The sequence below is a fragment of the Gemmata obscuriglobus genome, assembly GCF_008065095.1.
Taxonomy (GTDB): domain Bacteria; phylum Planctomycetota; class Planctomycetia; order Gemmatales; family Gemmataceae; genus Gemmata; species Gemmata obscuriglobus.
The window spans coordinates 291,211-315,798 of sequence record NZ_CP042911.1 but is presented as its reverse complement, the minus strand read 5'-3'; the positions used below and the strand labels follow the sequence as shown (position 1 = coordinate 315,798).

The window sequence follows — 24,588 nt, the reverse complement described above, 5'->3', positions numbered from 1 at the left end:
GTGGGCCTATCAGTCTTTCTTCGGTTCGCCCTTTGGCGGCGGTGACGGTGGCCCTTTGGACTCAGCCTTCGGGGGCGGTGCCGGTGTCTTGGGTTGCGGGGCCGGAATCGGGGCTGGGTCTTTCGGCTTTGGGTCTACTTTCGGCGGTTGCGGCGCCGGCGTTTTGGGCTCGACCTTGGGCGGCTCTCCTTTCGGTTTCGGCTGTGGGGTCGGGTCTTTGGGCTTCGGGTCCACCTTCGGCGGGAGCGGCGGCACCGGCGTTTTGGGTTCGACCTTAGGCGGTTCGGTCTTGGGCGTGGGGAGCGGCACCGGCTCCTTAGGCTTCGGGTCCGCTTTCGGATTCGGAACGGGCTCGCCCTTTTTCGGTTCAACCTTGGACTTCGGATCGGGAAGTTGCTCCTTCGGCTTCGGCTCGCCCTTCGGACTGGGGTCGGCTTTCGGTTTCGGTTCAGCCTTTGGGGCGGTTTTGGGTTTGGGCTCGGCCTTCGGGTCCGTCTTGGGCTTCGGCTCAATTTTCGGTTCAGGCTTGGGCTCGACCTTCGGCTCCATTTTCGGGTCGATCTTGGGGTTCGTCTTCGGTTCGACCTTCGGATTGGGGTCCGTTTTCGGCTCGACCTTCGGATTCAATTTCGGGGTCGGGTCGAGTTTCGGATTGCCCTTCGGCTCGGCCTTGAACGCGGGCGGTGGCGGCACTTTCTTTTCGTCCCTCGTTTGCGTCCGCGCAACCACCTCCTTCGGCACGTCCAGCTTCAGTGTGCGTGGTTGCACGGTTGAAGGGGCCTTGGGGTCCGCGACTTTCGGGGTCGGTTGCTTCGCAACCGCTGCGGTTTCCACCTTCGTGCGCTGGACCGCAAAGTCGCGTGTCAGTCTCGCCGCCTGCGCTTCGGTTTTGCGGACCTCGGCGCTGATCGGTCGGATGCGCGCCTCGGGTTGCAGATCTCTTGCCAACCGGGCCGGGGCCACCATCGCCACATCGGTCACGTTCTGCTTGTTCACCGTGACGTTGTTGTTCACGACCGTGACGTTGTTGGTCACGTTGGTGACGTTGGTCTGCGTGATCTGGTTAATGACGGTGTTTTGCTGCGTGAGGCTCACCGGCGGGCGCGCCACGTTCCCGGTGTAGCGCCCCGTGTACAGGTCGTTGACGCGCGTGTTCCAGGCGCGGTTGTTGCGGTTGGCGGCCGCGTAGTGCGCCCAGAGCGGATCGTAGCCCCAGTTGCGGCCGGCTCCGAACCCGATCGTGAACGTGGTGTTAACTACCCGTCCAGCCCACGGGTTGTAGCCGCGGGTGACGTACCGCGGTTCGAAGTAGTCGCCGAAATAGTAGTGCGTGTGCCCGCGGCGCACGAACAGCGCGCCGACCAGCGCCGGCTCACTGACCACGTACACCGGGGTGTAGACGAACCCGCGGCGGGTGAGGACCGCTCGCGGAAACGTAACCGGCGCGTACAGCACGCCGCGCTGGGCCAGCGTGTAGTCCCAGTAGCCGTCCACGAACACGAACCCGACGGGCGTGCGGCAGAAGTGCGCCGGCACCCACACCCAGTTGGGGCGGTACTCGATCCACACCCCGGGGCGCCACACGTACTTGTTGCGCCACACCCACGACCCCGGCACGTAGAAGCTCGTTGCCGTGGGGGCCGCGACGCTCGGTCCGGCTTCCAACGATACCGGCGGCTCGGGCAGGTACTCGATTTCGGGTTGCGTCGGCTGCTCTCGGTTCGGCTCTTGCCAGAACCCTGCGACCCACTGCCAGCCGCCCCGAACTTCACGCCACGACCCCGGCACCCAGAGGCGCCCGGGAGGGGGATCGCGCCAGAACCCGCTCACCCAGAGGAACTGCTCGTTGTCCTCGTCCCAGCCCCAGTACCCCGGAATCCACTGAACGTTCTCGCCCTCGGGCTTCTGATCCGGCGGCAGCTCTTCGATCGGTTCCGGCGGCTGCTTGGTTACCACCGCCGCCGCGGCGGGCGCCTCGGCGGTTGTGGCAAACGCCTCGTGGACCGGACCTTTCGCGAGCACCTCCGTGCCTTCGGGGAGGGCGTTCGGATCGGGTGGGGCGTTCGGTTGCGCTCCGGGTGTGCGGAGCGGGATCGGCTCCTGAGCGGGTGAGCCGGCGAGCGCGACACAGACCGTTAACCCGCCGAGGAGAGCGGCGGGGAAAAGTCTCGAACCGGGGTACGGCATGACATCACCAAAGAGGGCGTATGGGCATCAAATAGGCGCTTCAGCTCGCAAATCTTGCGCCGGGCGGCGCGGCTCGCATCGCATGAGGGGCGGGCGATGAGTTCCGATGCGGTGACACGGACTTGTGCGCGACTGGCCGCGATCCGTGTTCGCTTTGGCGCGCTCGTGCGAGTCGTTTCGCCTGGGCCGGGTGGGTGAGTGCGGCGGGCGGGTGAAGTTGGGAAGGCCCGGGGCGTGCTCTTTTGTGTTCTGCGACGTTCGGCGAGAATGTCGAAAGAGGTTCCGCACTCTCATCAGTGGTAAAGTGAGCGGCTGTGGCACTCGAAAACGAACTGGAAACGTTCCGGCGCGAACTGTCCGCGCTCCTCACCGTTCCCGGCAACCGGGGGGCGTTCGCACTGGTTCACGGTGCTGTTGTGGCCGGGTGCTACCCGACGTTTGAGGAAGCGCTTGCGGCCGGATATGATCAATTCGGGCTGACCCCGTTCCTGGTCAAGGAAGTCACCGACCGCGAAGAACCGCGGTACTTCTCGCGGGCGCTGCGATGCCGTATGTGAGCGGGGCGCTGACCGACGGGTGGGCGATCGTGGACGTGCGCGTGGCCGTGAGCGACCGGCGCCGCGTCCTGCTCGAACGGAACGGGTTCCCGGTGCCCGCGCCGGTGTTCGTTCGCGCGCTGCTCGACACCGGCGCCTCGATCTCCGGGTTCGCCCCGCGCGTGTTCCGGGCGCTCGACCTGGCGCCCGTCTCGACCCTTGAGGTGGTGACGCCTTCGACGCCCGCACACGCCCCGCACGCGAGCGACATTTACGACGTGTCGCTCGCGCTGGTCGCGAACGGCTCGGCGCACCCGCTCGCGGACATGCGGGTCATGGCGGCGGACTGCTGGCACGCGGACGAGGGGCTCGAAGCGCTCCTCGGCGTGGACGTTCTGAGCCGCTGCTTCTTTCAACTCTTGGGGCCGGAGCGCCAGTTCGTGTGCGCCTTTTGAACGCCCCACTGCAAACGCGAGCCGGCCCGGAGTAACCTCCGGGCCGGCTCGCGTTTGATGCTACTTCGGACGTTGGCTTACGGCGAAACCGGACGCGGGAGTTCCGGCGGGAGCAATTCCGGGACCGGCAGGTTCGGCGTGGCCGGCTTCGCCACTGGCGTGCTGCCGTGTTCGGGCAGGTACGACGGGCGACTCGGCTCGCGGTCCGGCGTTGCGCCGCGGACCCGCACCGGCGCTTCCAGCACCGGCACCGCCGGCGCCGCCGACGTGCGGAGTTCGGTCCGCGGGCTCCGGGCGCTGGTCGGTTGGCCCGCGGGCGGGGTCGTGTCGCGAGCGACGACCCGCGTGGGCGGGGTCTTCAGGGACGTCAGCCACGCCTCTTCGAGTTCGTCCACCGACTCGAACCCGTACACCTTGTGAGCCGCGGCGTTCCAGCTCTCCGCGCTGTTGCCCTGCATCCCCGTGCCGAGGAACTGGAGGAGCTTCAGCCGCCCCTCGCGGCCGTCGCCGCCCTTGGCAACGAGGAAGTGCGAGACCGAGTAGCCCTGGGCGTACAGGACGATCATGTCCTTCGGGTACTCGGTCATGCGGAACAGCACCCGGCACCGGATGCCGCGGCCCGCGTTCAGCAGCTCCCGGCAGCGGACGTTGTGGTTGAACCGCTCGTCGTCGTTTTCGGAGAGCACGCTACCGCCCTCGTCGGCCCAGCGGGGCACCGGGCGCCCGAAGTAGTTCGCGAGGACCGTGTGGGTGACTTCGTGCGGCAGCACGCTGTTGAGGAGCTGGGTCGCGTCGCCGCGGATCTCCATGCGGATGCTCGTGACGACCGACCGGCCGCCTTCTTGACCGAAGGTGAACGTGGTCGCACCGCCCGCAGAGCCCTGGGTGATTTGCACCTGGAGCGGACAGCGGCTGGGCCACTGGGGCATCTCGCGCCCGGTCCACTCGAGCGCCTTTTCCCGGCGGTACTCCTCGGCTTTATCACCGAACTCCTTCGCCAGCCGCGCGGTCGGGGCTTCGGTGCGGAAGTTCACGGTGTCGTAGGTCGCGGCGGACGCGAATGCGGGTACGAAGAGCACCGCAACGAGCGCGCTGAGCTGCCGACGAAGAGTCATTCCCTTGACCTCCGTTGATAATGACGACCGGCCGTTCTCGTCTTGAGTCCGGCCGAAAAGCGAGCGAAGCAAGGGTCGTCAGAAGTCTAACCGCAACCGGTGTGCCGGGAATGTTCGGTGGCCGGTGAGTCGCGAAATGTCCGGGCGCAAAGTCCGGCCGTGACGGTGCTTCGGGATTCGGCACTTGGTGGGATTTGGTACGAGAGCCGCGCGTCCGGTGTAATAAGTACAAGCGGACCTCCCCAACAGCGGGGTGTAAAACTTACACACGTGACCGGCAGAGCAACACGAGCAGTTTGACCGGTGCGGCAATGAAACTTCGCTGAGAGTCTTCACCTCAAGCGAGGCGTCGTTTAAAAGAGACTATCCTCCACTTTTACCCGAGGGCATTCGCCATGAGCGTCGTCGCGCCGCGCGCCCGCGTGCTTCTACTACTGACCGCCGTGGCGGTTTGTGTTGCGCCGGGCGGTCACGGAGCCGACACCCGCCCCCGCGCCGCCGACGCACAGAACGTGATCGAGTTCGAGTTCCACCGCGACCACGTCATCGGCACGTCGCTCGACTTGTGCGTGGTCGCGCCGGACGAGCCGACGGCAGAAGCCGCAGAGCTGACGGTACTCAACGAGGTCGAGCGGCTGCGCACGATCCTGAGTACCTACGACCCCGCGACCGAAATCAGCAAGGTGAACCGCACCCGCGAGCCCGTGCCGGTGTCGCACGAACTGATCGAGGTGCTGAGGGCTTACGAGCAGTGGCAGTTGAAGTCCGGCGGCGCGTTTCACGGGCAGGTGGGTGACCTCGTGCGCGTGTGGAAGGAGGGCGAGCGGGCGGGGCGCGTTCCCGAAGCGGTCGTGCTCGATCGCATCGCTGCCGACCTCAAGAGGCCGGGTTTCAAGCTCGACACCGACGCGAGCACCGTAACGCGGCTCACCGACCAGCCGCTCAACCTGAACGCGGTGGGCAAAGGGTACATCATCGCGAAGGCCGCGGACGCGGTGCGAAAGGCGCACCCGGCGGTCACGGCGCTGCTGATCAACCTTGGCGGCGACATCCTCGCGTTCGGCTCGCCCCCGGGCGGCACGGGCTGGGCGGTGGGGGTGCAGAACCCGTTTATGGCGTTCGACAACGCCGCGCCGGTCGCGGGCCTCCGGGTGACGAATCAGGCGGTCGCTACCAGCGGCGACTACCAGCGGTTCTACACGATCGACGGGAAGCGGTACTCGCACATATTCGACCCGCGCACCGGACGCCCCGCGGAGGGCGTGAGCAGCGCGACCGTGGTTGCGAACAACAACGTGACCGCGAACGCGCTGGCCACGACCCTTTGCGTGCTGAAGCCGGAAGAGGGGCTGAAACTGGTGGCCGGTGTGCCCGGCGCGGCGTGCCTCATCATCACGTCGGATGGCAAACAGATCCGCAGCCCGGGGCTGAAGCTGTTCGAGCCGGCTCCGGCCCGCTTCGCGCTCCCGCAAGATAAGAAGGACGAGAAGAAGGCCGATCCGTGGCCCGCGGGTTTCCAGGTGACGGTTGCGGTGGAACTGCCCAAGGTCGAGGCGAAGCGCTACCGCAAGCCGTACACCGCGATCTGGATCGAGGACGATCAGGGCAAGGCCGTGAAGACGCTCGCGGTGTGGGGGAACGCACCGAAGTACCTGAAGACCCTGCGCGACTGGTGGAAGATCGGGAAAGGCGACGGCGATCTGGTGAAGGCGGTGGCGCGTGCGACCCGCGGCCCCGGGAAGTACGACCTGGCGTGGGACGGCAAGGACGACAAGGGCAACCCGGTGTCGCAGGGCAAGTACGTGGTGCGGGTGGAGGTCCACCGCGAGTTCGGAGACGACGTCACCCAGCGCGGCGAGATCGAGTGCAAGGACAAGCCGGCGGTGGTGAAACTGGACAAGAACACCGAGGCCGCGGAGACGGTGGTGGAGTTCAAGAAGGTCGGAAAGAAATAAACACGCGATGAAATGGCCGCGGCGAAGCACAAAAGGTGCAAAAAGAGGCAGAGAACGAAAGAGTGAGTTCAACCCAACTCTGTTGTCTTCGTCTTCTGCTCCCTTGTGTGCTTTTGTGCTTCGTTGCGGCCATTGTTCTTGTTGTCTTCCTGCCCCACCGACGCATCACACATGTCGCGATTCCAACGCTGGCTGCTCAAGACCGCGCGCACGATCCACGTGTACCTCACGCTGTTCGGCTTAACGCTGATCCTCTTTTTCGCGGTCACGGGCTTCATGCTGAACCACACGGAGTGGTTCCTGCCGAGCGACGCGCGGCTCGAGGCGCAGACCCGGCGCGAGACCCGCACGCTCCCGCTCGACAAGATGCCCGGCGGGAAGATGCCGGCTCCGTCCGAGGACCGCGACGAGGCGACCGGGGACGAGAAACTCGCGGTGGTGGAGGCGCTGCGCAAGGAGTTCGGCATCAGCGGCGAGATGAGTTCGTTCCTGTTCACGAAGGACGACGACAACAGGCCTCAAATCAAGGTGGAGTTCAAGCGGGCCGGCGGGGAGGCGGTTGCGACGATCGACGCGGAGACCGCCCGGACCGAGGTGGTGTCGGTGTACCAGGGGTGGGCCGTCCTGCTGACCGACCTGCACCGCGGCAACCGCGGCAACATGAGCAACGAGGTGAAGCGCACCGGGATGGTGTGGAGCTTCGTGATCGACGGCACCTGCGTGATGCTGCTCGTCATCTCCGCGACCGGGCTCATCATGTGGTGGTCGCTGAAGAGCCGCGGCAAGAAGGGCGCGGTCCTCTTTGTGCTGGGCACCCTGCTGACGGTCGGGGTGTACTACTGGTTCGTGCCGTGAGGCGGAACCGCGAGTCGTAACTGCGCGGCAATCGCCGGATCCGTCGGCGAGTACACCCGCTCGCGGGGTGTTATTAGCGCGGACGTGCCCCGCGCCGCGAGTAGCTCGCGTTGCTGGGCAACGAACTCGGACAGGTCGATCACTTCGAGCAGTTCCGTCGTTCCGAACGCTTCGAGTACGCGCCCGCGCAGGCCGAGTTGGATCGCCCGGCGGTCGAGCTTCGCGCCCGACGGGTGGTGGTCCGGGTCCCACTGGAGCCGCACCGCCGAGCGGCCCACCGCCCGCGACCACTCTTCGAACGTGGCGAACAGGTCGCGGTCCCAGGTCGAAGGAACCGCTTCCGCGAGGAGCGACTCAAAGAAGGCCCGCCGCAACCGGAGCGCGAGGGTGACTTCCTGGTTTTCTTTCGTGCCCCAACCGGAGCGGTACATCATCCACAGGAAGTTCGGCTTGATCCAGCTCATGCGCTCGAAGCTGAAGGCACCGCCGAAGCGCCCGTGCTCGATCGCGTACCGGCCGATGGCGGGGCTGTACGCCTGGTACACGACGACGCTGTCGTGGTCGAACTGCGCGAGAATGTGACGGCCGTCCTTGGGCCACACCTTAACCTGCTCGGGGTAGGGTTCGAAGACGAGGGGCATTGCACGTCAACTCGTGTGCGCCGCGGAAACCGTCTCGGTGAGATCGGTCGCAGCAACTCGCCAAGACGGTTTACCGTTCGCGACGAGCGCACGATCGAGGGCCGCTTCCGTTGCGGCTTGCGCGTCACCGGACGGGAACGTCCAGACCGGTACCCAGTACGGCCGCCGCGGGCCGAGGTGCCGTTCGAGCAACTCTGTGACCTGGTCGAACGTGTCGGCGGGCAGCGGCGTCAGCTCGTATGTGCGGAAGTCGAGACCGTCCGGGTTGCGCTCCTCTTCGACCATCTCGAACGTGTAAGCCGAGCCGTCAACCGTTTTCAGCAGACCGGAAACAAGACCGTCGCAGTAATCCAGCCCGATGACGTGCGTGACCGGCGAGGGGTAATTTTCACCTTCAACGAAGTTCTTAGGTCGTGTGGCGGTTTCCATGTCACTCGCTCCGGCCGAAAAGCCTGTTGAATCGGTCCGCAACCTCCGGCGTTACCGGCTTCGGTAATTCTACCGTTCGGTGCTGCGGGTCTCTGCGCGAAGGCGTGTTGTGTACCGGGAAGTGCTTTTCGACTTCCGACCGGGGAGCGACCCCGGCCGGGGCATTCGTATCGCGTGCCGTCACCGAAACGCCGTGAATACCGAGTACCGTTTCGGCCGCTGCGGCCTGCTGTGCGAGCCGTTCCGCTGACTCGGCGGTCGTACCGAAGCGCTTGAGTTGTTCGTCGGCCATCGGCGGGCGCCCGTGGGTCGAAATTCAAGCGTTCGGCGCCACGGTCACTTCCCAGCGGCGTAGGCCTTCTGGAACGCGGCCACGCCGGCGCCGACCTCCAGTTTGAACCCGGCTTCGGACAGCACCAGTTCCAGCGCGCTCAGCGCGCCGAGCACGTCGAAGGCGTCCGTGTAGCCCATGTGCGACAGCCGCCAGATCTGCCCCTTCATCGCGTCCTGGCCGTCGGCCCACTTGTAGCCGTACTTCTTCTCCAGCGTCTTCAGGGTGCCGCTGCCGTCAACGCCCTCCGGCACCTTGATGACGGTCAGGGCGCTGTTGGGGCGCTCGGCGAAGAGTTTCAGCCCCATCGCCTGAACCCCGGCGCGGCACGCCGCCGCGATCCGGTTGTGGCGCGCCCACAGGTTCTCGATGCCCTCTGCCCGGATGCGCTTCAGGCTCGCACGCTGGGCTTTGATCAGCGTGTTACCCGGGGTGAACGGCGTGTCGCTCTCCGCCAACGATTTCTTGTAGCGCCGGACGTCCAGGTAGAAGCTCCGGACGGGCGTGGCGTCCACCTTCTTCCACGCCTTCTCGCTCAGCGAGATGAAGGCCAGACCGGGGGGCATCATGAGCGCCTTCTGCGAGCCGGTGACGACGATGTCGAGGCCCCAGGCGTCCATCCGGCACTCCATCGCGCCGACGCCGCTGATCCCGTCCACCGCGAGCAGCGCGTCGGTCTTGGCGACCACTTTCCCGTAGCCTTCGAGGTCGTGCCCGACGCCGGTGCTGGTTTCGCTCAGGGTGGAGAACACCACCTTCGCGTCCGGGTTCGCCTTGAGCGCGTTCTCCAGCATCTCCGGGGTGACGGCTTGGCCGTAAGGCACTTCCACGGCGACGATGTTGGCCGCGAACGCCTTCAAGACGCCGCGCCACCGCTCGCCCCAGCGCCCGGCGGTGCAAAGAATCGCCTTCTCGCCCGCCGCCAGCGTGTTACTGACCGCCGCCTCCATCCCGCCCGTGCCCGAGCAAGTCAGCGTGAAGACCGGCTGCGCGGTCTGGAACACGTACTTGAGGTCTTCGGTCACCTCTCCGAGGATCGCCTTTGCCTCCGAGGACCGGTGGTACGTTACCGGCTTCGCGAGTTCCAGCAGCGTTTCCTCGGGGACCGGGGTCGGGCCGGGCGTGAACAGACGCGGTTTCATCGCTTACTTCCTTCATGTCCGCACTGGGGAGGGTCGCGGGTTGTTGTATTCGCGGCGCGACACCCCGGCGCGCCGCGAACCTCTTCGCTTCCCACACGTCTTTCAAAGAACCCCGGGCGCAGAGCGCCGGGAATTCCTCGGAAGGAGGGCCAACCCATGCGTGCATTCGTCTCCTCGTCGGCATGGCGTTCCGATCTCTCAATTTCCTTCCGAGAAGGCTCTCATGAGCAGGCGGCGACAGAAGGCGGACCAGTTCCGCCACCTTGCAGATGACATCAGCCCCGAAGACGGCACCGATCCAAAGGACTTCCACGCGAAGCCGTGGAACGCGCCGAAGCAGGCCAGTCGCAAGGAAAAGCAGCTCTGTACGCAAGTGCGCCAGGCGCTGGACGGCGCGTTCGCGGCAGCCCGTGATCCCGTGATCCAAGCGACGAGCGTGGTGGGGGTCGAACCGGCTCCGCACTCGGGGCGGTTACGAGTGCTGGTCGCGGTTCCGCCGGACGTGATCGCTCAACACGCCGTGGAAGCCCTGGCGCGAGCGGCCGGGTTCCTGCGGAGCGAAGTGGCTGCTGCGATCAGCCGCCGGTACGCGCCCGAATTGGTGTTCGAGGTGGTACCGAACTGACCTGTCGGGTTGCAGAGAACGGCCGCAAAGAAGCACAGACGGCACAAAACGAGAAGCGCGATCGCCCCCGCATCTTCTCTTGCTTGCGCCTCGTGTGCTTCTTTGCGGCCGTTCATTTTAGCCGCTCGTTTCCAGTACCGTTCCGCCGTCGAGGCGGAACACCACGTCTGCGAGCCGGTCCGCTTCCGAGCGGTTGTGCGTGACGTGCAGCACGGTCACTTCACGCCGCTCACGGAGCCGCGCGAGTACGGTGACGAGGTGGTCGCGGGTGTCGTCGTCGAGCGACGCGAGCGGCTCGTCGAGCAGCAGCACCGGCGGCCGGTTCGCGAGCGCCCGGCCGAGCGCGACGCGGTTCTTCTCGCCCCCGCTCAAGAACCGTGGGTAGCGGTCCAGCAGGTGCGTCACTTCGAGCCAATCGGCCAGTTCCGCCACACGCCTTGCGGTGTCGACCAGGGGGGCGCCGCGAACGTCCAGCGCGAAGCCGATGTTCTGGCGCACGGTCATGGTCGAGAAGAGCACGCCGTCTTGCGGGACGTACCCGACGTGCCGCGCCGCCGGGCGCAACCGCGTTACGTCGCGCCCGGCGAGCGCGATCGTGCCCGCGTGCGGGGCACGCAGACCGGCGATCGTTTCGAGGAGCGTGGTTTTTCCGCACCCGCTGCGGCCCATTAACACCGCGTAGCGGCCCGGCGGCACTTCCAGCGACACACCGAACAGCGCGAACGTGCCCTGACGGATCGATAAGTTCTGAATCTGGATCACAACCGGATTTTAGGCGCGGTGAACCTTCGCGGGGTTGCGCCCTCCGTTCAGAGCGCGTTATTTCTCGCGAGGTGGATGTCATGAGCGGTATCTGGCACATCCCGGGTTGCCCGGAACCGCCCGAGTGGCGAGTGGATTTGTCCGCCCTCTGCGAACGGTACCCGTGGCTGGAGCCGCTCGCCGAGTGTCCTCAGGACCCCATTTTCCACGCAGAGGGTGACGTCCTCACGCACCTCGGTATGGTGCTCACGGAACTCGCGGCGCTGCCCGAGTTCCGTGAGCTTTCGGAGCAGGACCGGCACATCGTTTTCGCGGGCACGCTCCTGCACGACATCTCGAAACCCGAATGCACGAAGGTCGAAGAAGACGGGCGCGTGCGCTCGCCCGGCCACGCGGTGAAGGGCGTGTACAAGGCGCGCCGCATCCTCACCGACGACGAAACGTTCGCCCCGCTCGGAACGCCGTTCGAGATCCGCGAACAGGTGCTGGCGCTCGTCCGGTGGCACGGGTTGCCGGCCAACTACCTCGAAAAGCCGGACCCGCAGCGGGCAGTAATCCTGACCAGCCTGACCACGCGGATGGACCTGCTCACGATCCTCGCCGAAGCCGACCACCGCGGGCGCGTTGTGAAAAAGGAAGACGACACGCGCACGCGGGTCGCGCTGTTCCCCGATTTCTGCACCGAGTGCGAGTGCTGGGACGGTCCCCGCGCGTTCGCCAACGATCACTCCCGCGTCCATTACTTTCGCACGCCGGGCGAGCACCCGACCCTTCACCTGTACGACGACACGAAGTGCGAAGTGACGGTGCTGAGCGGGTTGCCGGGTAGCGGAAAAGACACCTGGGTGGCCGAACACGCCGGCGACCGGGAGGTGATTTCGCTCGACGACATCCGGCGCGAACTGGACGTGGACCCGGGCGACAACCAGAGCGAAGTGGTCGCCGCGGCCTACGATCGCGCGAAGGGTCTGTTGCGGCGCGGTGAATCGTTCGTGTGGAACGCGACCAACGTGTCGCGCGTCCTGCGTGGCAAAGTCATTGATCTCAGTATCGCGTACAAGGCGCGGGTGAAGGTGGTGTACTTGGAACCGCCAATTCCGCTGGTCCGACAGCGGAACACGGGGCGCGTGAAGCGCGTGCCCGAACGCGTCTGGGAGCGGTTGTTCGACAAACTGGACGTGCCCACGCCCACCGAGGCCCACGAAGTCGAGCGTTTGGTGCCCGGCGACGTGGAGTGACCGAATCCGGTGTAACGCGCGAGCTCGGCGACCGGGCGCGGGGCAAAGCGGCGGGCGCACCGGTGCTACTTCTTGCCGAACTCCTTGAAGCGGATTGTGACCTCACGCGGGTGACCGTCGGTCAGCACCTTGTTGAACGGCTCCTTGGCGTGGTCCGCCTGCCCTAAATGGGTGCGTTCGTCGCCTTTCAGCACGAACGCAGTGACGTAATAGCGGGCATTCGGGTCCAATTTGCCCTTCGCGCCGACGGTGAAGGCTTTCTTCGTTTCCTTGCCCGTTACGTGGCTAAAATCCTTCAACTCGATCTTCTCGATCAGGTCCGCCGACTTATCCGCGAGCTGCTTGTTGATGCCGTACAGCCGTAACTCCACCACCCGGTTGTCGAACGATGCGACGTCCTTCGGGATGATGACGGTTCCGGTTACTTTGGTGGTGGGGTCCTTATCTTCGGCCAGAACCGCACTGGTAACAACGGTCGCGAGCAGGACAATCGCAACTGCACGTGCAATCATGACTTAACTCCGCGGGCGGGGTCGCATTGGGGGAAACGATGGGTTGCAAAAGTGGAGCCGACGACTGCGGCCATCGCAAACGTTTGCCCCGGCACGTAAAATGAGGACTGATTTAGTGCAATCCTCTCCGCAAGCGGTTCCCTCTACCGGCGCGTAAGCGGCCGCTCGCGGAACTGGTATCACCTGTTGGGAAGCCTACGAATGTCCGAGCCGCCGCTCACGCGGGTCACGTTGCTCGCCCGTCTCAAGGACGGGCGCGACACCGGGGCGTGGAGCGAGTTCGTTCAGTTGTACGGCCCGGTTGTGTACCGGTTCGCGCGGAACCGCGGGCTACAGGACGCCGACGCCGCGGACCTCATGCAGGATGTGATGCGGAGCGTGGCCCGGAACGCCCACCGCATGGAGTACGACCCGAAACGCGGGACCTTCCGCGGATGGTTGTACACGGTCACGCGGAACAAGATTTACAACTTCCTGAGCAGTCAGAAGAACCGGCCGCGCGGCACCGGCGACGCGGACGCCCAGGAGCGACTCGACGCCACGCCGGCGCGCGAAGAGGAAGGTCCCGACGCCGATTGGGAAAAAGAGTACCAGCGCGGGCTGAGTGCCCGCGCGATGGAACTGGTCCGGAGCGAGTTTCAGCCGAACACGTGGGCGGCGTTCTGGCAGACGGCGGTCGAGGGAAAGAGTGCCGCGGAGGTCGGGACCGGCCTTAAAATGAGTTCCGGGGCGGTGTACGTGGCCAAGAGCCGCGTGCTCGCGCGGCTCCGCGACGAAGTGCAGAAGATGATTGCCGAAGAGAGTTAGTTCCGAACCGGAACGGCACCTTCACGACTCTACAACTTGGAACGTGGCCCGGAACCGGGAACTAACTTCCATGACTCACGAAGTGACGACCACCACCGAGTGCCCGCCGCTGAGCGAGCTGCAACGGCTCATGCACGGGCGCTGCACCGAGGCCCGCTCGTCGGCGCTGTGCGACCACGTCGGGGCGTGCCCCGACTGTCAGAAGCGGCTCGACAGCCTCACCGGCTCCGGGACCGACCTCGCCGAGCACCTCCGCGAGGCCACTCAAGAGACCCCGGCCCAGAACTCCGCGTACTGGCGTGCGCTGCGCGACGCCGAAGACGAGCTGCGCCGCACGGCGTTTTTCGCGACCGGTGGCCTGGCCGACACCCCCGCGCCGGAAAACGACCTCAAGCTCGAGTTCCTCCAACCGCCGGACAAGGCGGACCAGCTCGGCAAGCTCGCGCAGTTCGAGATCGTTCGGGTCGTCGGCCGGGGCGGGATGGGCGTGGTGCTCCAGGCCTACGACCCGTCCCTCGACCGCAACGTCGCCATCAAGGTGATCGACCCGCAACTGGCCAACAACGAGGTCGCGCGGCAGCGGTTCTGCCGCGAGGCCCGCGCCGCCGCGGCGGTCACCCACGACAACCTCGTCGCGGTCCACCAGGTCAACGAGGACGAGCCGTCGGGGCTCCCGTACCTCGTGATGCAGTTGATCCAGGGCGAGTCGCTCGAGCAGCGCATCAAGCGGGGCGGCAAGCTGTCCGCCGGGGAGGTCGCGCGGCTCGGGATGCAGGCGGCGGCGGGGCTCGCGGCCGCGCACGCCGGCGGGCTCATCCACCGCGACATCAAGCCCGGCAACATTCTGCTCGAAGCGCCCGTCGACCGCGTGAAGCTGACCGACTTCGGTCTCGCGCGGGCGGCGGAGGACGTGAAGCTCACCCGCACCGGGTTCGTGGCCGGGTCGCCGCTGTACATGGCCCCCGAGCAGGCCCGGGGCGAGCCGGTGGACACCCGGGCCGACCTGTTCTCGCTCGGGACGGTGCTGTACGAAGCGGCCACGGGCGTCGCCCCGTTCGACGCGAAGACCCCGCTGGCGGTGCTGCGGCGCGTCTCGGACGAGACGCAGATGCCGCTGGTGCGGATCAACCCCGACATCCCGAAGTGGCTGTCCGACGCCGTGGACCGGCTCCTCCAGAAAGAGCCCGCGGAGCGGTTCCAGAGCGCCGCCGAGGTGGCGGAGGTGTTCGCCGAGGGGCTGGCCGAGATGCACATGCTCTCGCCGCTCGACGTGCCGGCCGAGGTGTGCGCGGGGTCGCGCTCCAGCACCCGGCTGCGGAGGCAACCGATCTGCTGGAAGGCGGTCGCGCACCGGTCGAAGGCGTGGGCCGGCGGGTCGGCGCTCGGCGCCATCGCGGTCGGCGCACTCTGGTTCTCGCTGGGTGGGAACGGCAAGCCCGTGAACGCCGAACCGGTTCTTCCGCCGGACCTCGTTGCGCCGGCGCCGGTCGCGGCCGACCTGACGCAGCTCGTTACGCTCCGCGGCATCGACGTGGCCAGCGGCGCGGCCCGCCGGACGACCACGAACCCCGAGCCGAAAATCGTCCTCCGGGGCGAGTCCGGGGCGGTGTGGGCCATCACGTTCCTGGACAACAACCAGCTCGTGATGGGCATGGAGTCCGGCACGGTCAAAATCTGGGACTGGCAGCGGGGGACGGTGCGGAACGAGCTGAACCACCCGGACGGCAACAGCGGGAACATCTGGGCCGCGGACGCGTGCCTGAAGTGTAAGTACCTGATGGTGGCGTCCGACGACTCGGCGGTCACCTTCTGGAACCTGCAAAACGTGCAGCGGCCCGAGTTCTCGTTCCCCGAATCGACCTCGACCAAAACCGCGGCCTTCAGCCCGAACGGGAAGTACCTCGCGACCGGGAGCCGGAACTCGCAGGTCAAGATCTGGGACTGGGCGAACAACATCGCGGTGGTGAAGCTCCAGCACCGCGGCACCGTCCACTCGGTGGCGTACAACCCGGACGGCACCCAGCTCGCGAGTGCCGGCTCGGACGGCAAGGTGAAAGTGTGGAACCTGAAGAACGTGAACTGGATCAACGGTGAGGGGGCGGTGGAGTCGGTGGACCTGGCCCAGCACAAAGGCGGGGTGTATTCGGTGGTGTTCAGCCCCGACGGGTCGCGGATCGCCAGCGCCGGGTGGGACGGTTACGTCCGCATCTGGGACGCGGTCAACGGCACGCAGCTCCAGCCGATCAAGGCCCACGACCTCGACGCCTGGTCGGTGAGTTTCGGGAACAACGGGAAGTGGGTCGCCAGTGCCGGGTCCGACGGGTTCGTGAAGGTGTGGGACGTGGAGACCGGCGCCGAGGTGTTCTCCTTCCACGGCCCGACGGCGTACCACGTGGTCCGGTTCGCCCGGGACGGCACGACGCTCGCCGCCGGCGGGCGCGACGGCACCGTGAAGGTGTGGGAGATCAAGAAGTAGTATGAAGCGGTCGGCCCGCGGCCTTGGCCCCGCGCCTGTGGTGGGGCCAAGGCCGCGGACGGACCGCGAGTGGCCGCTTTTTGACGGCCCGTAGCCGCAACAGTACTTTCAAGTTCGTCTCGCTTCGGCCAATCGCCCCAGCTTTATCCACCGCACAGCCGATTCGCGAACGCGAGGCCCCCTCCAAGTGGAAGGGGCTTTTTCACGCGCCGGGCAACGCGATCCGGTACCGGCCGGAGTCGGATCGATTCCAGTAGCTTCAAGTTGACGCTGGCCGAGATAACATCACTTGCGGAACCCAACACGCTACACCCGCCTGCTTAAGGGGCGTTGGCTGAATTGGGGGGCGTGCGCCGTCGTTTCAGTAGCGGCCGGACCGGCAAGCGCCCCGCTTGCCGGCCGGCGGAGGTGCAACCACATGAATTGCGTGACGGCTATCCTTGTGGCTCTGGCGAGCGGTCTCGGCGGGACCGCCGCACGGGCGGACGACGTGACCCTCGGTTCCGTTCCCCCAGTGGTCGTGAAGACGGTTCCCGAAGCCGGGGCCGGAGAGGTCGATCCGAAGGTGACCGAAATTCGGGTCACGTTCAGCAAGGACATGCAGGACAAATCCTGGTCGTGGGCCACCGTGTCCGAGGAGAGCTTCCCGAAGCTGGACGGCAAACCAAAGTACCTCGCGGACAAGCGGACCTGCGTGCTGCCGGTGAAACTGGAACCCGGCAAGACCTATGCGATCTGGGTGAACAGCGAGAAGTTCGGAAACTTCAAAGACGCCGACGACCGCTCGGCGGTCCCGTACCTGCTGGTGTTCAAGACCAAGAAGTGAGTGTGGGGTCGCGGCTGCGGGGGAACGCAACCGGTGCCGTGTGCAATGCCGCCCGCTCGCTCTGCGAGCGGTGCCTCGGGTGTCAGATCGCTGTTACGGATTGCAGCACCGGCCGTTGCGCAGCCGCTCCGTGAGCGGGCCACACGCCGGGGACCGCACGCCCCTCCGGCGCGATTGAACGGCCGCGGATCACAGCGGGGCCGGCAGGTCGCGCCGGGTGAAGGCCCGCAGCGCCAGCGCGTACCCGGCCGCCCCGACCGCCAGCAGCACCCCGACCGCCGGCACCGGCACCGGGCGGCCGAGTTCCCACGTCTTGCCCAGGTCGACGCACCACGCCCCCTCGATCATCGCGCGCTGCGGCTGGTAGTAGTAGAACAGCGTGAACGGCCGCACCCAGCCCGCCGGCTCCCACAACTGGCCGATCGTGTTCGCCAGGAACATCACGACCAGTACCAGCACCGCATAGCCGATCACCCGCCACCGGCTGCGGCCCAGGGCGGAGAGCGCCAGCGTCATCCCACTAATGGCGAACAGCAGCCCGAGCGTGTTCACCAGCCCGAGGAGTTCGCCCTGCGCGTTCACGGCGAGCGGGGTGCGGTCGAGCGGGATCAGGTCGAGCAGCGACGCGAGCTTCGGCGACTCCTTGGCGGCCTCGTCGAGCAGGGCGTAATCGGGCACGAAGTCGCCCGCCGCCCACAGCCCGAACTGCGTGCCCGCGAAGAAGCTCAGGCACAGCAGCGGCAGCACCACCGCATCGACCGCGAGGTGCGCGAGGACGAGTTGGTGTCGCGGCACCGGTTGCGAGAGCAGCAGTTCCATCGTCCCCCGGTCCAACTCGCCCGCGACCGCCCCGGCCGCCCGGCCCACCCCCCACACGAGGCACACGACCAGCACCACCGGGTGCAGCAGGCCGATGGCCAGGAAGTCGACCGGCTGGTTGAAGTTCACCTCGCCCCAGCCGAGTGCCGCCTGCGACACCTTGCTCGGCCCGCGGACGAACACCTTCTCCAGCGTCTTCTCGTTGCCGAACGGCTGCGACACCAGCCGGGCCACCGGAACGATCTGCGTCGTGACGCGCTGGGTGATCTTCACCCAGAAGGCGGCGAACACGAACAGCAGCAGGCACACCACGATCAGCGCGGCCCGCGCGTCGCGCAGCAGCTTGCGAACGAGAATGAACGTCATAGCGCCTCGCGCGACCCACAGGGCTGAAATCACCACTTCAAGACGGCGGCTGCGACGCCGCACCGGACGCACCACATGGCCGATCCGATTCCCGAAGCACCGCTCGGGGAGCGAGCGGCCACGCTCAAGACCAGAACCACACCTCCACGCCTCGCGGCGCCGACCTCACCCGTGGTACTTCTTGTAGATCGGCGTCAGCCCTTGCGGCTCGACGACGAGGTCCGTGAGCGGTTGGTTCGCGAGCCACTCCAGTAGGACCGGCAGCGGGCCGCGGAACGTGAGCTGCAACCGCCCGTCGCCGGTCAGCTCGTCGGGACCGAGTTCCGTACCGCCGGGGCCGCGCGCCGGGGCCGGACCGGTGAGCCGCGCGCGGACCGCGCGGCCCTCGCGCAACTCGCTCATGTGCTGCACGTGGACCAGCTCGCCCCGGCGCAGCACCGCCACCCGGTCGCACACCGCTTCCACCTCTTGCAGCACGTGCGACGAGAACAGCACCGCCTGGCCACGGGCTTTGGCCGACTTCAACTGGTCCAACAGTTCGTCACGCATGGTGGGGTCGAGCGTGTTGGTCGGCTCGTCCAGGATGATGAGCGGCACCCGGGGCACGAGCACCGCGAGCAGCGCGACCTTGCGCTTCATCCCGCTCGACATCTGCGTCAGCGGCCGGTCGATGTCGATGTCCAGCTTCTTGGCCAGCGCCTCGACTTCCGGCCCGGCCGTGTCGCCGCGGAGCCGGGCGAGGAACGAGACGAGCCGGCGCCCGGTCATCGTCTCGTAGAGCCGCAGTTCGCCGGGCAGGTACGCGACCCGCTTGCGTGCCTCGACGCTCTGGGACCAACAGTCGAAACCCGCGAGGGTAGCGCGGCCCGCGGTGGGCCGAATGAAGCCGAGCATGAGCCGCAGCGCGGTGGACTTGCCGGACCCGTTCGGGCCGAGCAGCCCCACCACCTCGCCGGGTTGCACCGACAGCGTGAGCGCGCGGAGCGCGCGGAACGAGCCGTAGTCTTTGGTCAGGTTCTCGGTGGCCAGTACCGGCTCGGTCATGCCGCGTCCCTGTGTGCGTCGTGCGGGAGGAGGCATTGTCGGGCGCGACCGCACCAAAGGCGAGCGGGGGCGAAGTAACCTCTCGTTACCAACGGTCGCCCTTCCAGGGCTCAGGGACCGAACGTAACCGGTCGAACCGCCTGCGTCAGCAGACGGGTGCTGCGCGACGCAAGCGCGGCCCCGGGGGTGAGAGCCCCCGGCGAGAGCGTGACTACCAAACGCCGCCGGCCGGTCCCTTCTCTGAAGGGACCGGCCGGCGGCGCGGAAAACACAGATCGCTTTACTCTTCGTCGGCGTCAGCGAACTCTTCGAGCCGGCAGGAGCGGGTCGGCTGGCGCAGCTTCAACAGGCCGCGGGCCTCGATCTGGCGGATGCGCTCGCGGGTGATCCCGTACTGCTTCGCCACCTCGTCGAGCGTCTTCGGGGTGCCGTCCTTCAGCCCGAACCGCAGCTCGATCACCTCACGCTCACGCGGCGCAAGGCTCTTCAGCACCTCGCCGATGCGTTCCTTCAACAGGTTCGCGTCCACGTGCTCGCCGGGCGGGGAGATGTGCGTGTCGCTGAGGAAGTCCTCCAGCGCACGCTCCCCATCTCCGCCCACCGAGTCGTTCAGGCTGACCGGGTGCCGGCCGACGATGCGCAGGCTCCGCGCCTCCTCGGGCTTCACCCCCAGCGCCTCCGCCAGTTCCTCGGAGGTGGGCTCGCGGCCGGTCGCTACCGTCAGTTCGCCGCGCAACTTCTCCATGCGCGACAGCAGGCTGATCTGGTGGCACGGCACGCGCACGGTGCGGGCGTTGTCGTGCAGCGCCCGGGTGATGCCCTGCCGCACCCACCACGTCGCGTAGGTGCCGAACTTGAACTCCAGCCGCCACTCGTACTTGTCGACGGCCCGCATCAGCCCGCGGTTGCCCTCCTGGATCAGGTCCGAGAACGGCAGCCCGCGGTTGCGGTAGTTCTTCGCGATCGACACCACCAGCCGCAGGTTCGCCTCGGCCAGTTCCTTGCGCACCGCCTGATAGGCCAGCCGGCGCTTACGGAGCACCCGGACCAGCGCGGCCAGTTCGTCGGCGGTCATGCAGGCGCGGCACTCGGCGTCGCGGAGCTGCCGGCCGAGCCGGGCGCGGTCCGCAGGCGAGGCCGCCGCAGCGTGCGCGATCGCCAAATGCTTCAGTTCATCGGCCAGGTCGTTCAGCTCGTCCGTCCAGCGCTCCAGGATCTCCGTGCGCGGCGACAGCTCGTGGACCAGCCGGCGGCACTTCGCGAGCCGCAGGAACCGGTCCCGCTGCCAGTCGCTGCGGGAGCCCCGATACTCGTCCCGGGCGCCGGCGGCGAACACCTCGGCGTCCTGCTGGAGGAGCACGCCGAGGGTCGGCAGGTCGGTCGCGAGGCGGGCGTGGATCTGCGCGCGGGTGAGCCGCAGGTCGGCCGACGAGTAGGCGTCGATGTTGGGATCGATCGGCGTTTGCCCGGCGGCGATCTGCTCGAACTTCTCCCGCGCCCGGTCCAGCAGCCGCGGGCACAGCAGGGCCGCGGCGCGGAAGCGGTTGCGGTGGTGCTCCAGCCGCTTGGCGAGCGCCAGTTCCTTCTCGCGGTTCAGCAACGGGATGGAGCCCATCTGGCGCAGGTACAGCCCGAGCGCGTCGTCCGGGCCGCTCGCGTACTCGTCCTCCGCGGCGCCCTCGTCCTCCCCGCGGGCCGGTTCGAGCGCGGTGTCCTCGTCCTCGTCGGACTCGTCGGCCAGGTCGTCCTCGTCCTCGTCGCGCCCGTGGGCCTTCTCGTCGAGATCCTCGCGGGTCTCGTCGTCCGGGCGGTCGGTGAAGCCGTCGTTGTGCGTCATCCGGTTCATGTTCCTGTTCGCTCTCCACCCTCGGGGCTCGAGACCGCGTTGTAGCTCGCCAGGGTCGTTCGCGTCGCGGTACGGGCCGCCGGAGCATGTGCCCCGGGTCGGCGCCCGTGTCAGGGTCGTTGGTGTCGTGAGGGGGTGCCCCGGGTCGGAGGTTCCTGGCCGACCCGCGCGAGAAAACAGTTCCGGTCACGGCGGGAGTTCCCGCCCTTAGTTCGACGCATTCGGCAAACGAAAGGTTCACCGCGTGCGTAGAATCCCCTGAAATCAGGGGCTCTCTATTATACCCGACCATCCGCACCCGGGCGCGGAATCGCACGGCAAACTTTTCCGCCCTTCACCAGTTGCATTCGGGCGCAAACGGCGCCCCTCATTTTTCCGCGCAACTGGCTCCAGGTGGCGCAATTTGGCACACTTCTGAAGTCTGGTCTGTGAGCGAATCCCCTTCCGACTCAGACGGCACTCACTAAAACGCCCTGGTGGAACGAAATCAGTCAGAAATCGGCGGATTTTCTCGGGAATGGCTCATTTTCCCGGCTGCCCCGGGCGCCCCTCTCGTGGTCTTCCTGACCGGCACCGGCGGAACGGCGGAGTGGGCCGATCGGGAAACTGGTTGGTCCGAACTCGCTCGCCAGGAAGGTTTTGCGCTTGCGGTGCCGGAGGCACTCCCGCCCGACCCGGCGGCACCGCCCACCTTCCTCACAAACCCGCCGCGGTGGAACGACGGCTCGCCGCCGCTGTTCCAACAGCCACAACAAAACGACGTCGAGTTTCTGACCGCGGTTATCGATGACGCGGCCGTTCGTTACGAAGTCGATCCGCGGCACGTGTTTGTAACAGGGTTCTCGAACGGCGCCGGAATGGCGTTCCGGTTGGCCGCTGAGGCCGCCGATCGGGTGGCCGCGATCGCGCCGGTCGCCGGTTACTGTTGGGTTGGTGACCTGCAACTTTTGCGCCCGGTGCCCACGCTCTACACAGTCGGCACACGAGACCTGCTGATCCCGCTCCGCGGCGGGGACGTGCGCTTGCCCTGGAACCAGCGCCTCGTGCGGCGGCCGCCGGTCACCGACACGCTCGAACGCTGGGCGCAGGCGCTCGGGTGTGCGGCCGCACCGGTCGTCCGGAGCGACGATCCGGCGGTCCGGGTAGACACGTACCCCGGCCCGGTCACGTTCGACGCGGTAACGATTGAAGGGCTCGGGCACCACTGGCCCGGCGGCCGGGCGCTGCTGAACCCGCGGCTCGCCGGCCCGCCCTCGACCGCGGTCCGCGCCACCGAAATGATTTGGGAGTTCTTCCGGCGTTCCATGCTTGGCGCATGAACGCTTACAGCGAAACAAGCACTCGCGCAGCCCAGCGCGCAAACATGTCCCTGGGCCGCTTTACTTCTCGCCGATCAGCTTGAGCACGGCGTCGGCGAACTCGGCGGCCTCGCGCGGCCCGCCGGCGGTCACGATCTTGTCGTCCACCACCACCCGCCCCTTCTCTCCTCGTTCCCAGTTAATGTTCAACTTGTCCCAGTGTCCGTTGGGGTAAGTGCTCACGAGGGGCCAACTGTGCGCCGCACGTTTACCTTTGAGCGTCCCGTGCGTGGCGAGTACCGCCAGCCCCGAGGCGATGGCGCCCACCGGTTTACCGGTCGCCTGCATCCGCTGAATCACCGCGCCCGCCGCTTGCGCGCCGCGCCCGCCGGGCACGTACTCATCCACCCGGTCGCCACAGAAGAGCACCGCGGCGAAGTCGGAGAGGTCCATTTCCGCCCGGAGCGCCTTGTCGACGGGAACGGGGGGAAGAGGCGGCGCGGCCGGCCGCCGCCCCGGCCGGGCCAGATCGCCCGAGAACGACGCGGTCACGACCGTGACGCCGTTCTTCACGAGGTGGTCCCGCACCTCACCGAACTCCTTCAGGCTGACCCCGTCGCTCGGGAGCACGTACAGGACCTGCGGCCTCTTTTGCGGAGCGATCACCAGCGGCGGAACCGGCGTCGGGGGAGCCGGCGGTTTCTCGTCCCTGGGCTTGTCGGGCTTTTCGCCCTGGTCGATTTTGTCTGTTTTTTCGTTCCGGACATCGGGCCGGGGCTGCGCATCGGCCGCCCGGGGCGGCGCGTCGCCTGCGGCCGGTTTCAGCGCAGCGGTCGTGTCGGGCGCCGGGTCCGCCAGCTTCTTCCGGACCGTGTTGGCAACCGCGCCGCCGACGAGCAGCAGCACGGCCGCCAGCGTGCCGGTGACCACGGTGCCCTTGCGCCGCTTCCACCACGTCGGCTTCTTCTTGCGCGGCCGCCGCGGGCGGGCCGGGGTGTCGATCAGGGTCCGCTGCTGCGCGGCCGGGGTCGTGTCGGACAGCGGCCCCGAGAGGGCGATGCTCGCGGCCCGCGCGGGCGCCACCACGACCGCATCGACCACCTCGAAGACGGGCTCGCGGGCCACGTCGGCCCGGGTGAACGGGAGCAGCGCGGCGGCCACCTCGGCGGCCGTCTGGTACCGCTCCTCGGGGCGCTTCGCCATCATCCGGTTCAGGATCGAGTCGAGCCCGGCGGGCACCTCGGGCCGCACGTCGCACGGCGACGGGGGCGCCTCGTGGGTGTGAGCCAGGAGCTTGTCCAGTAGCGCCTCGGCGCCTCCGAACGGGGGGACCCCGGTGAGCAGGAAGTACAGCGTGCAGCCGAGCGAGTAGATGTCGCTGCGGTGGTCCACGTCGTGCGAGTTCTTGGCCTGCTCGGGCGACAGGTAGTCCGGGGTGCCCATCAGCATGTGCGGGTTCGTCAGCCCCTCGCCGCCCAGCGCCTTGCCGGCCCCGAACGGCAGCCGCCCGCCCGCCCCGCCCTCGTCGGCCTCCGAGTGCGCGAACCGCGCCAGCCCGAAGTCCAGGATTTTAAGCTGCCCCTTGCGCGTGACCATCAGGTTCTGGGGCTTGATGTCCCGGTGGACCATCCCCTTCTCGGCCGCGTGCTGGAGCCCGAGGGCCGCGGACCGGGTGAGCGCGCACGCGGTGTGGACCGGGAGCGGCCCCTTCCTGGCGACCAGCCGGTCCAGGCTGAACCCGTCCACGTACTCCATCACGAGGAACTGGCACCCGCCGGCCTCGCCGGTGTCGTGGGCGATGACCATGCGCGGGTCGTTGAGCTGGGCGGCGACCCGGATCTCCTTCCGGAACCGCTCGATCGCCGACGCCTTGGCGGTGAGGTGGGGCGACACGATCTTGAGCGCGATGACCCGCCCCATCCACAGGTCTTCGGCCTTGTACACGGTGCCCATGCCGCCGGCCCCGAGCCGGCCGACGATCCGGTACCGCGGGTGGTCCGCGAACCCCTCGGGGGCGCTCGCCGGCGCGCCCGGGGCGATGGCCGTCGCGCCGCCCGCCGACCGGGGCACCGTGTCCGCGGCGACGGCGGCGCGGGCTAGGCCCGCGAGCGAGTCTTCCGGTACGAACTGTAGCGCCCGGCCGCACGCCGCGCACCCGTCCACGTGGTCGGCGACCGCGCCCAGTTCGTCGGGCGGCAGGTCCCCCCGGACGAACGCAGCCAGCGTTTCCGTTGTGGGGCAGCGGTGGGGCATCAGCTCGAACCTCATCGATCAGGGGCGCGTTGGCGGTCCCGGGCGCCGGCGGCGCTCGGCCCGGGAACCT

The 24,588-nt window shown here is 67.5% G+C and carries 21 protein-coding genes; 10 read left to right on the top strand and 11 right to left on the bottom strand.

What is annotated here, in order from left to right:
• Positions 1-9: 9 nt before the first annotated feature.
• Positions 10-2,187: a YXWGXW repeat-containing protein gene (locus GobsT_RS01385; protein WP_010052155.1), complete on the bottom strand. Its 2,178-nt coding sequence runs from the start codon at positions 2,185-2,187 to the stop codon at positions 10-12.
• Positions 2,188-2,501: 314 nt separating this feature from the next.
• Between GobsT_RS01385 and GobsT_RS01380 the strand changes: the two genes are divergently transcribed.
• Together GobsT_RS01380 and GobsT_RS01375 are read left to right on the top strand one after the other, a co-directional pair.
• Positions 2,502-2,744: a hypothetical protein gene (locus GobsT_RS01380; protein WP_010052158.1), complete on the top strand. Its 243-nt coding sequence runs from the start codon at positions 2,502-2,504 to the stop codon at positions 2,742-2,744.
• Positions 2,732-3,178 (top strand): hypothetical protein, encoded by a 447-nt coding sequence (locus GobsT_RS01375; RefSeq protein ID WP_029601342.1) that lies wholly within the window; start codon positions 2,732-2,734, stop codon positions 3,176-3,178. Before GobsT_RS01380 ends, GobsT_RS01375 begins: the two co-directional genes overlap by 13 nt.
• A gap of 77 nt (positions 3,179-3,255) precedes the next feature.
• Here the strand turns inward: GobsT_RS01375 and GobsT_RS01370 are convergent, their stop codons facing one another.
• Positions 3,256-4,293, bottom strand: a complete 1,038-nt coding sequence (locus GobsT_RS01370) for a hypothetical protein (protein WP_109571354.1) — start codon at positions 4,291-4,293, stop codon at positions 3,256-3,258.
• 395 nt (positions 4,294-4,688) lie between these two features.
• On the opposite strand from GobsT_RS01370, the gene GobsT_RS01365 reads away from it, so the two are divergent.
• Entirely contained in the window at positions 4,689-6,248 is a 1,560-nt protein-coding gene (locus tag GobsT_RS01365; protein WP_010045552.1) for a DUF2271 domain-containing protein, read from the top strand.
• Between the two features lie 171 nt (positions 6,249-6,419).
• Positions 6,420-7,103 (top strand): PepSY-associated TM helix domain-containing protein, encoded by a 684-nt coding sequence (locus GobsT_RS01360; RefSeq protein ID WP_010045553.1) that lies wholly within the window; start codon positions 6,420-6,422, stop codon positions 7,101-7,103.
• Here GobsT_RS01360 and GobsT_RS01355 read toward each other — a convergent pair.
• From GobsT_RS01355 to GobsT_RS01345, 3 genes are all read right to left on the bottom strand, one after another.
• Positions 7,085-7,744 (bottom strand): DUF4291 domain-containing protein, encoded by a 660-nt coding sequence (locus GobsT_RS01355; RefSeq protein ID WP_010045555.1) that lies wholly within the window; start codon positions 7,742-7,744, stop codon positions 7,085-7,087. The two genes, GobsT_RS01360 and GobsT_RS01355, sit on opposite strands and share 19 nt — an antisense overlap.
• Before the next feature lie 6 nt (positions 7,745-7,750).
• The gene (locus GobsT_RS01350) at positions 7,751-8,173 is read right to left on the bottom strand and encodes a hypothetical protein (protein ID WP_010045557.1); all 423 of its coding nucleotides are present in this window, start codon (positions 8,171-8,173) and stop codon (positions 7,751-7,753) included.
• A gap of 336 nt (positions 8,174-8,509) precedes the next feature.
• Positions 8,510-9,646, bottom strand: coding sequence for a pyridoxal-phosphate-dependent aminotransferase family protein (locus tag GobsT_RS01345; RefSeq protein ID WP_010045561.1), 1,137 nt, complete (start codon positions 9,644-9,646; stop codon positions 8,510-8,512).
• 223 nt (positions 9,647-9,869) lie between these two features.
• On the opposite strand from GobsT_RS01345, the gene GobsT_RS01340 reads away from it, so the two are divergent.
• Positions 9,870-10,271 carry a ribosome-binding factor A gene (locus GobsT_RS01340; RefSeq protein WP_010045564.1) on the top strand — a complete coding sequence of 134 codons (402 nt, stop codon included), beginning with the start codon at positions 9,870-9,872 and terminating at the stop codon, positions 10,269-10,271.
• 117 nt (positions 10,272-10,388) lie between these two features.
• Here the strand turns inward: GobsT_RS01340 and GobsT_RS01335 are convergent, their stop codons facing one another.
• Positions 10,389-11,033: an ABC transporter ATP-binding protein gene (locus GobsT_RS01335; RefSeq protein ID WP_010045566.1), complete on the bottom strand. Its 645-nt coding sequence runs from the start codon at positions 11,031-11,033 to the stop codon at positions 10,389-10,391.
• 80 nt (positions 11,034-11,113) lie between these two features.
• Here GobsT_RS01335 and GobsT_RS01330 point away from each other — a divergent pair, with 80 nt between their 5' ends.
• The gene (locus GobsT_RS01330; RefSeq protein ID WP_010045569.1) at positions 11,114-12,271 is read left to right on the top strand and encodes an AAA family ATPase; all 1,158 of its coding nucleotides are present in this window, start codon (positions 11,114-11,116) and stop codon (positions 12,269-12,271) included.
• 65 nt (positions 12,272-12,336) lie between these two features.
• On the opposite strand, the gene GobsT_RS01325 is transcribed toward GobsT_RS01330, so the two are convergent.
• Complete coding sequence (locus tag GobsT_RS01325) at positions 12,337-12,783, bottom strand: hypothetical protein (protein WP_010045571.1); 447 nt, start codon at positions 12,781-12,783, stop codon at positions 12,337-12,339.
• A gap of 201 nt (positions 12,784-12,984) precedes the next feature.
• Between GobsT_RS01325 and GobsT_RS01320 the strand changes: the two genes are divergently transcribed.
• The 3 genes from GobsT_RS01320 to GobsT_RS01310 all read left to right on the top strand — a co-directional run bounded on the left by GobsT_RS01320 (position 12,985) and on the right by GobsT_RS01310 (position 16,892).
• Positions 12,985-13,590 (top strand): RNA polymerase sigma factor, encoded by a 606-nt coding sequence (locus tag GobsT_RS01320; RefSeq protein ID WP_010045572.1) that lies wholly within the window; start codon positions 12,985-12,987, stop codon positions 13,588-13,590.
• Between the two features lie 70 nt (positions 13,591-13,660).
• Positions 13,661-16,066 (top strand): WD40 repeat domain-containing serine/threonine protein kinase, encoded by a 2,406-nt coding sequence (locus GobsT_RS01315; protein WP_010045575.1) that lies wholly within the window; start codon positions 13,661-13,663, stop codon positions 16,064-16,066.
• 418 nt (positions 16,067-16,484) lie between these two features.
• Positions 16,485-16,892, top strand: a complete 408-nt coding sequence (locus GobsT_RS01310; RefSeq protein WP_010045577.1) for an Ig-like domain-containing protein — start codon at positions 16,485-16,487, stop codon at positions 16,890-16,892.
• A 189-nt stretch (positions 16,893-17,081) separates the two neighbouring features.
• On the opposite strand, the gene GobsT_RS01305 is transcribed toward GobsT_RS01310, so the two are convergent.
• The 3 genes from GobsT_RS01305 to GobsT_RS01295 all read right to left on the bottom strand — a co-directional run bounded on the left by GobsT_RS01305 (position 17,082) and on the right by GobsT_RS01295 (position 20,967).
• Positions 17,082-18,077, bottom strand: a complete 996-nt coding sequence (locus tag GobsT_RS01305) for an ABC transporter permease subunit (protein WP_010045579.1) — start codon at positions 18,075-18,077, stop codon at positions 17,082-17,084.
• Between the two features lie 165 nt (positions 18,078-18,242).
• Positions 18,243-19,121 carry an ABC transporter ATP-binding protein gene (locus GobsT_RS01300; RefSeq protein ID WP_010045582.1) on the bottom strand — a complete coding sequence of 293 codons (879 nt, stop codon included), beginning with the start codon at positions 19,119-19,121 and terminating at the stop codon, positions 18,243-18,245.
• Between the two features lie 280 nt (positions 19,122-19,401).
• Positions 19,402-20,967 carry an RNA polymerase sigma factor RpoD/SigA gene (locus GobsT_RS01295; protein WP_010047062.1) on the bottom strand — a complete coding sequence of 522 codons (1,566 nt, stop codon included), beginning with the start codon at positions 20,965-20,967 and terminating at the stop codon, positions 19,402-19,404.
• Between the two features lie 554 nt (positions 20,968-21,521).
• On the opposite strand from GobsT_RS01295, the gene GobsT_RS01290 reads away from it, so the two are divergent.
• Positions 21,522-22,286 carry a CE1 family esterase gene (locus GobsT_RS01290; protein ID WP_010047063.1) on the top strand — a complete coding sequence of 255 codons (765 nt, stop codon included), beginning with the start codon at positions 21,522-21,524 and terminating at the stop codon, positions 22,284-22,286.
• A gap of 60 nt (positions 22,287-22,346) precedes the next feature.
• Here GobsT_RS01290 and GobsT_RS01285 read toward each other — a convergent pair whose 3' ends face one another.
• Positions 22,347-24,518, bottom strand: coding sequence for a protein kinase domain-containing protein (locus GobsT_RS01285; RefSeq protein ID WP_148087570.1), 2,172 nt, complete (start codon positions 24,516-24,518; stop codon positions 22,347-22,349).
• Positions 24,519-24,588: the final 70 nt, after the last annotated feature.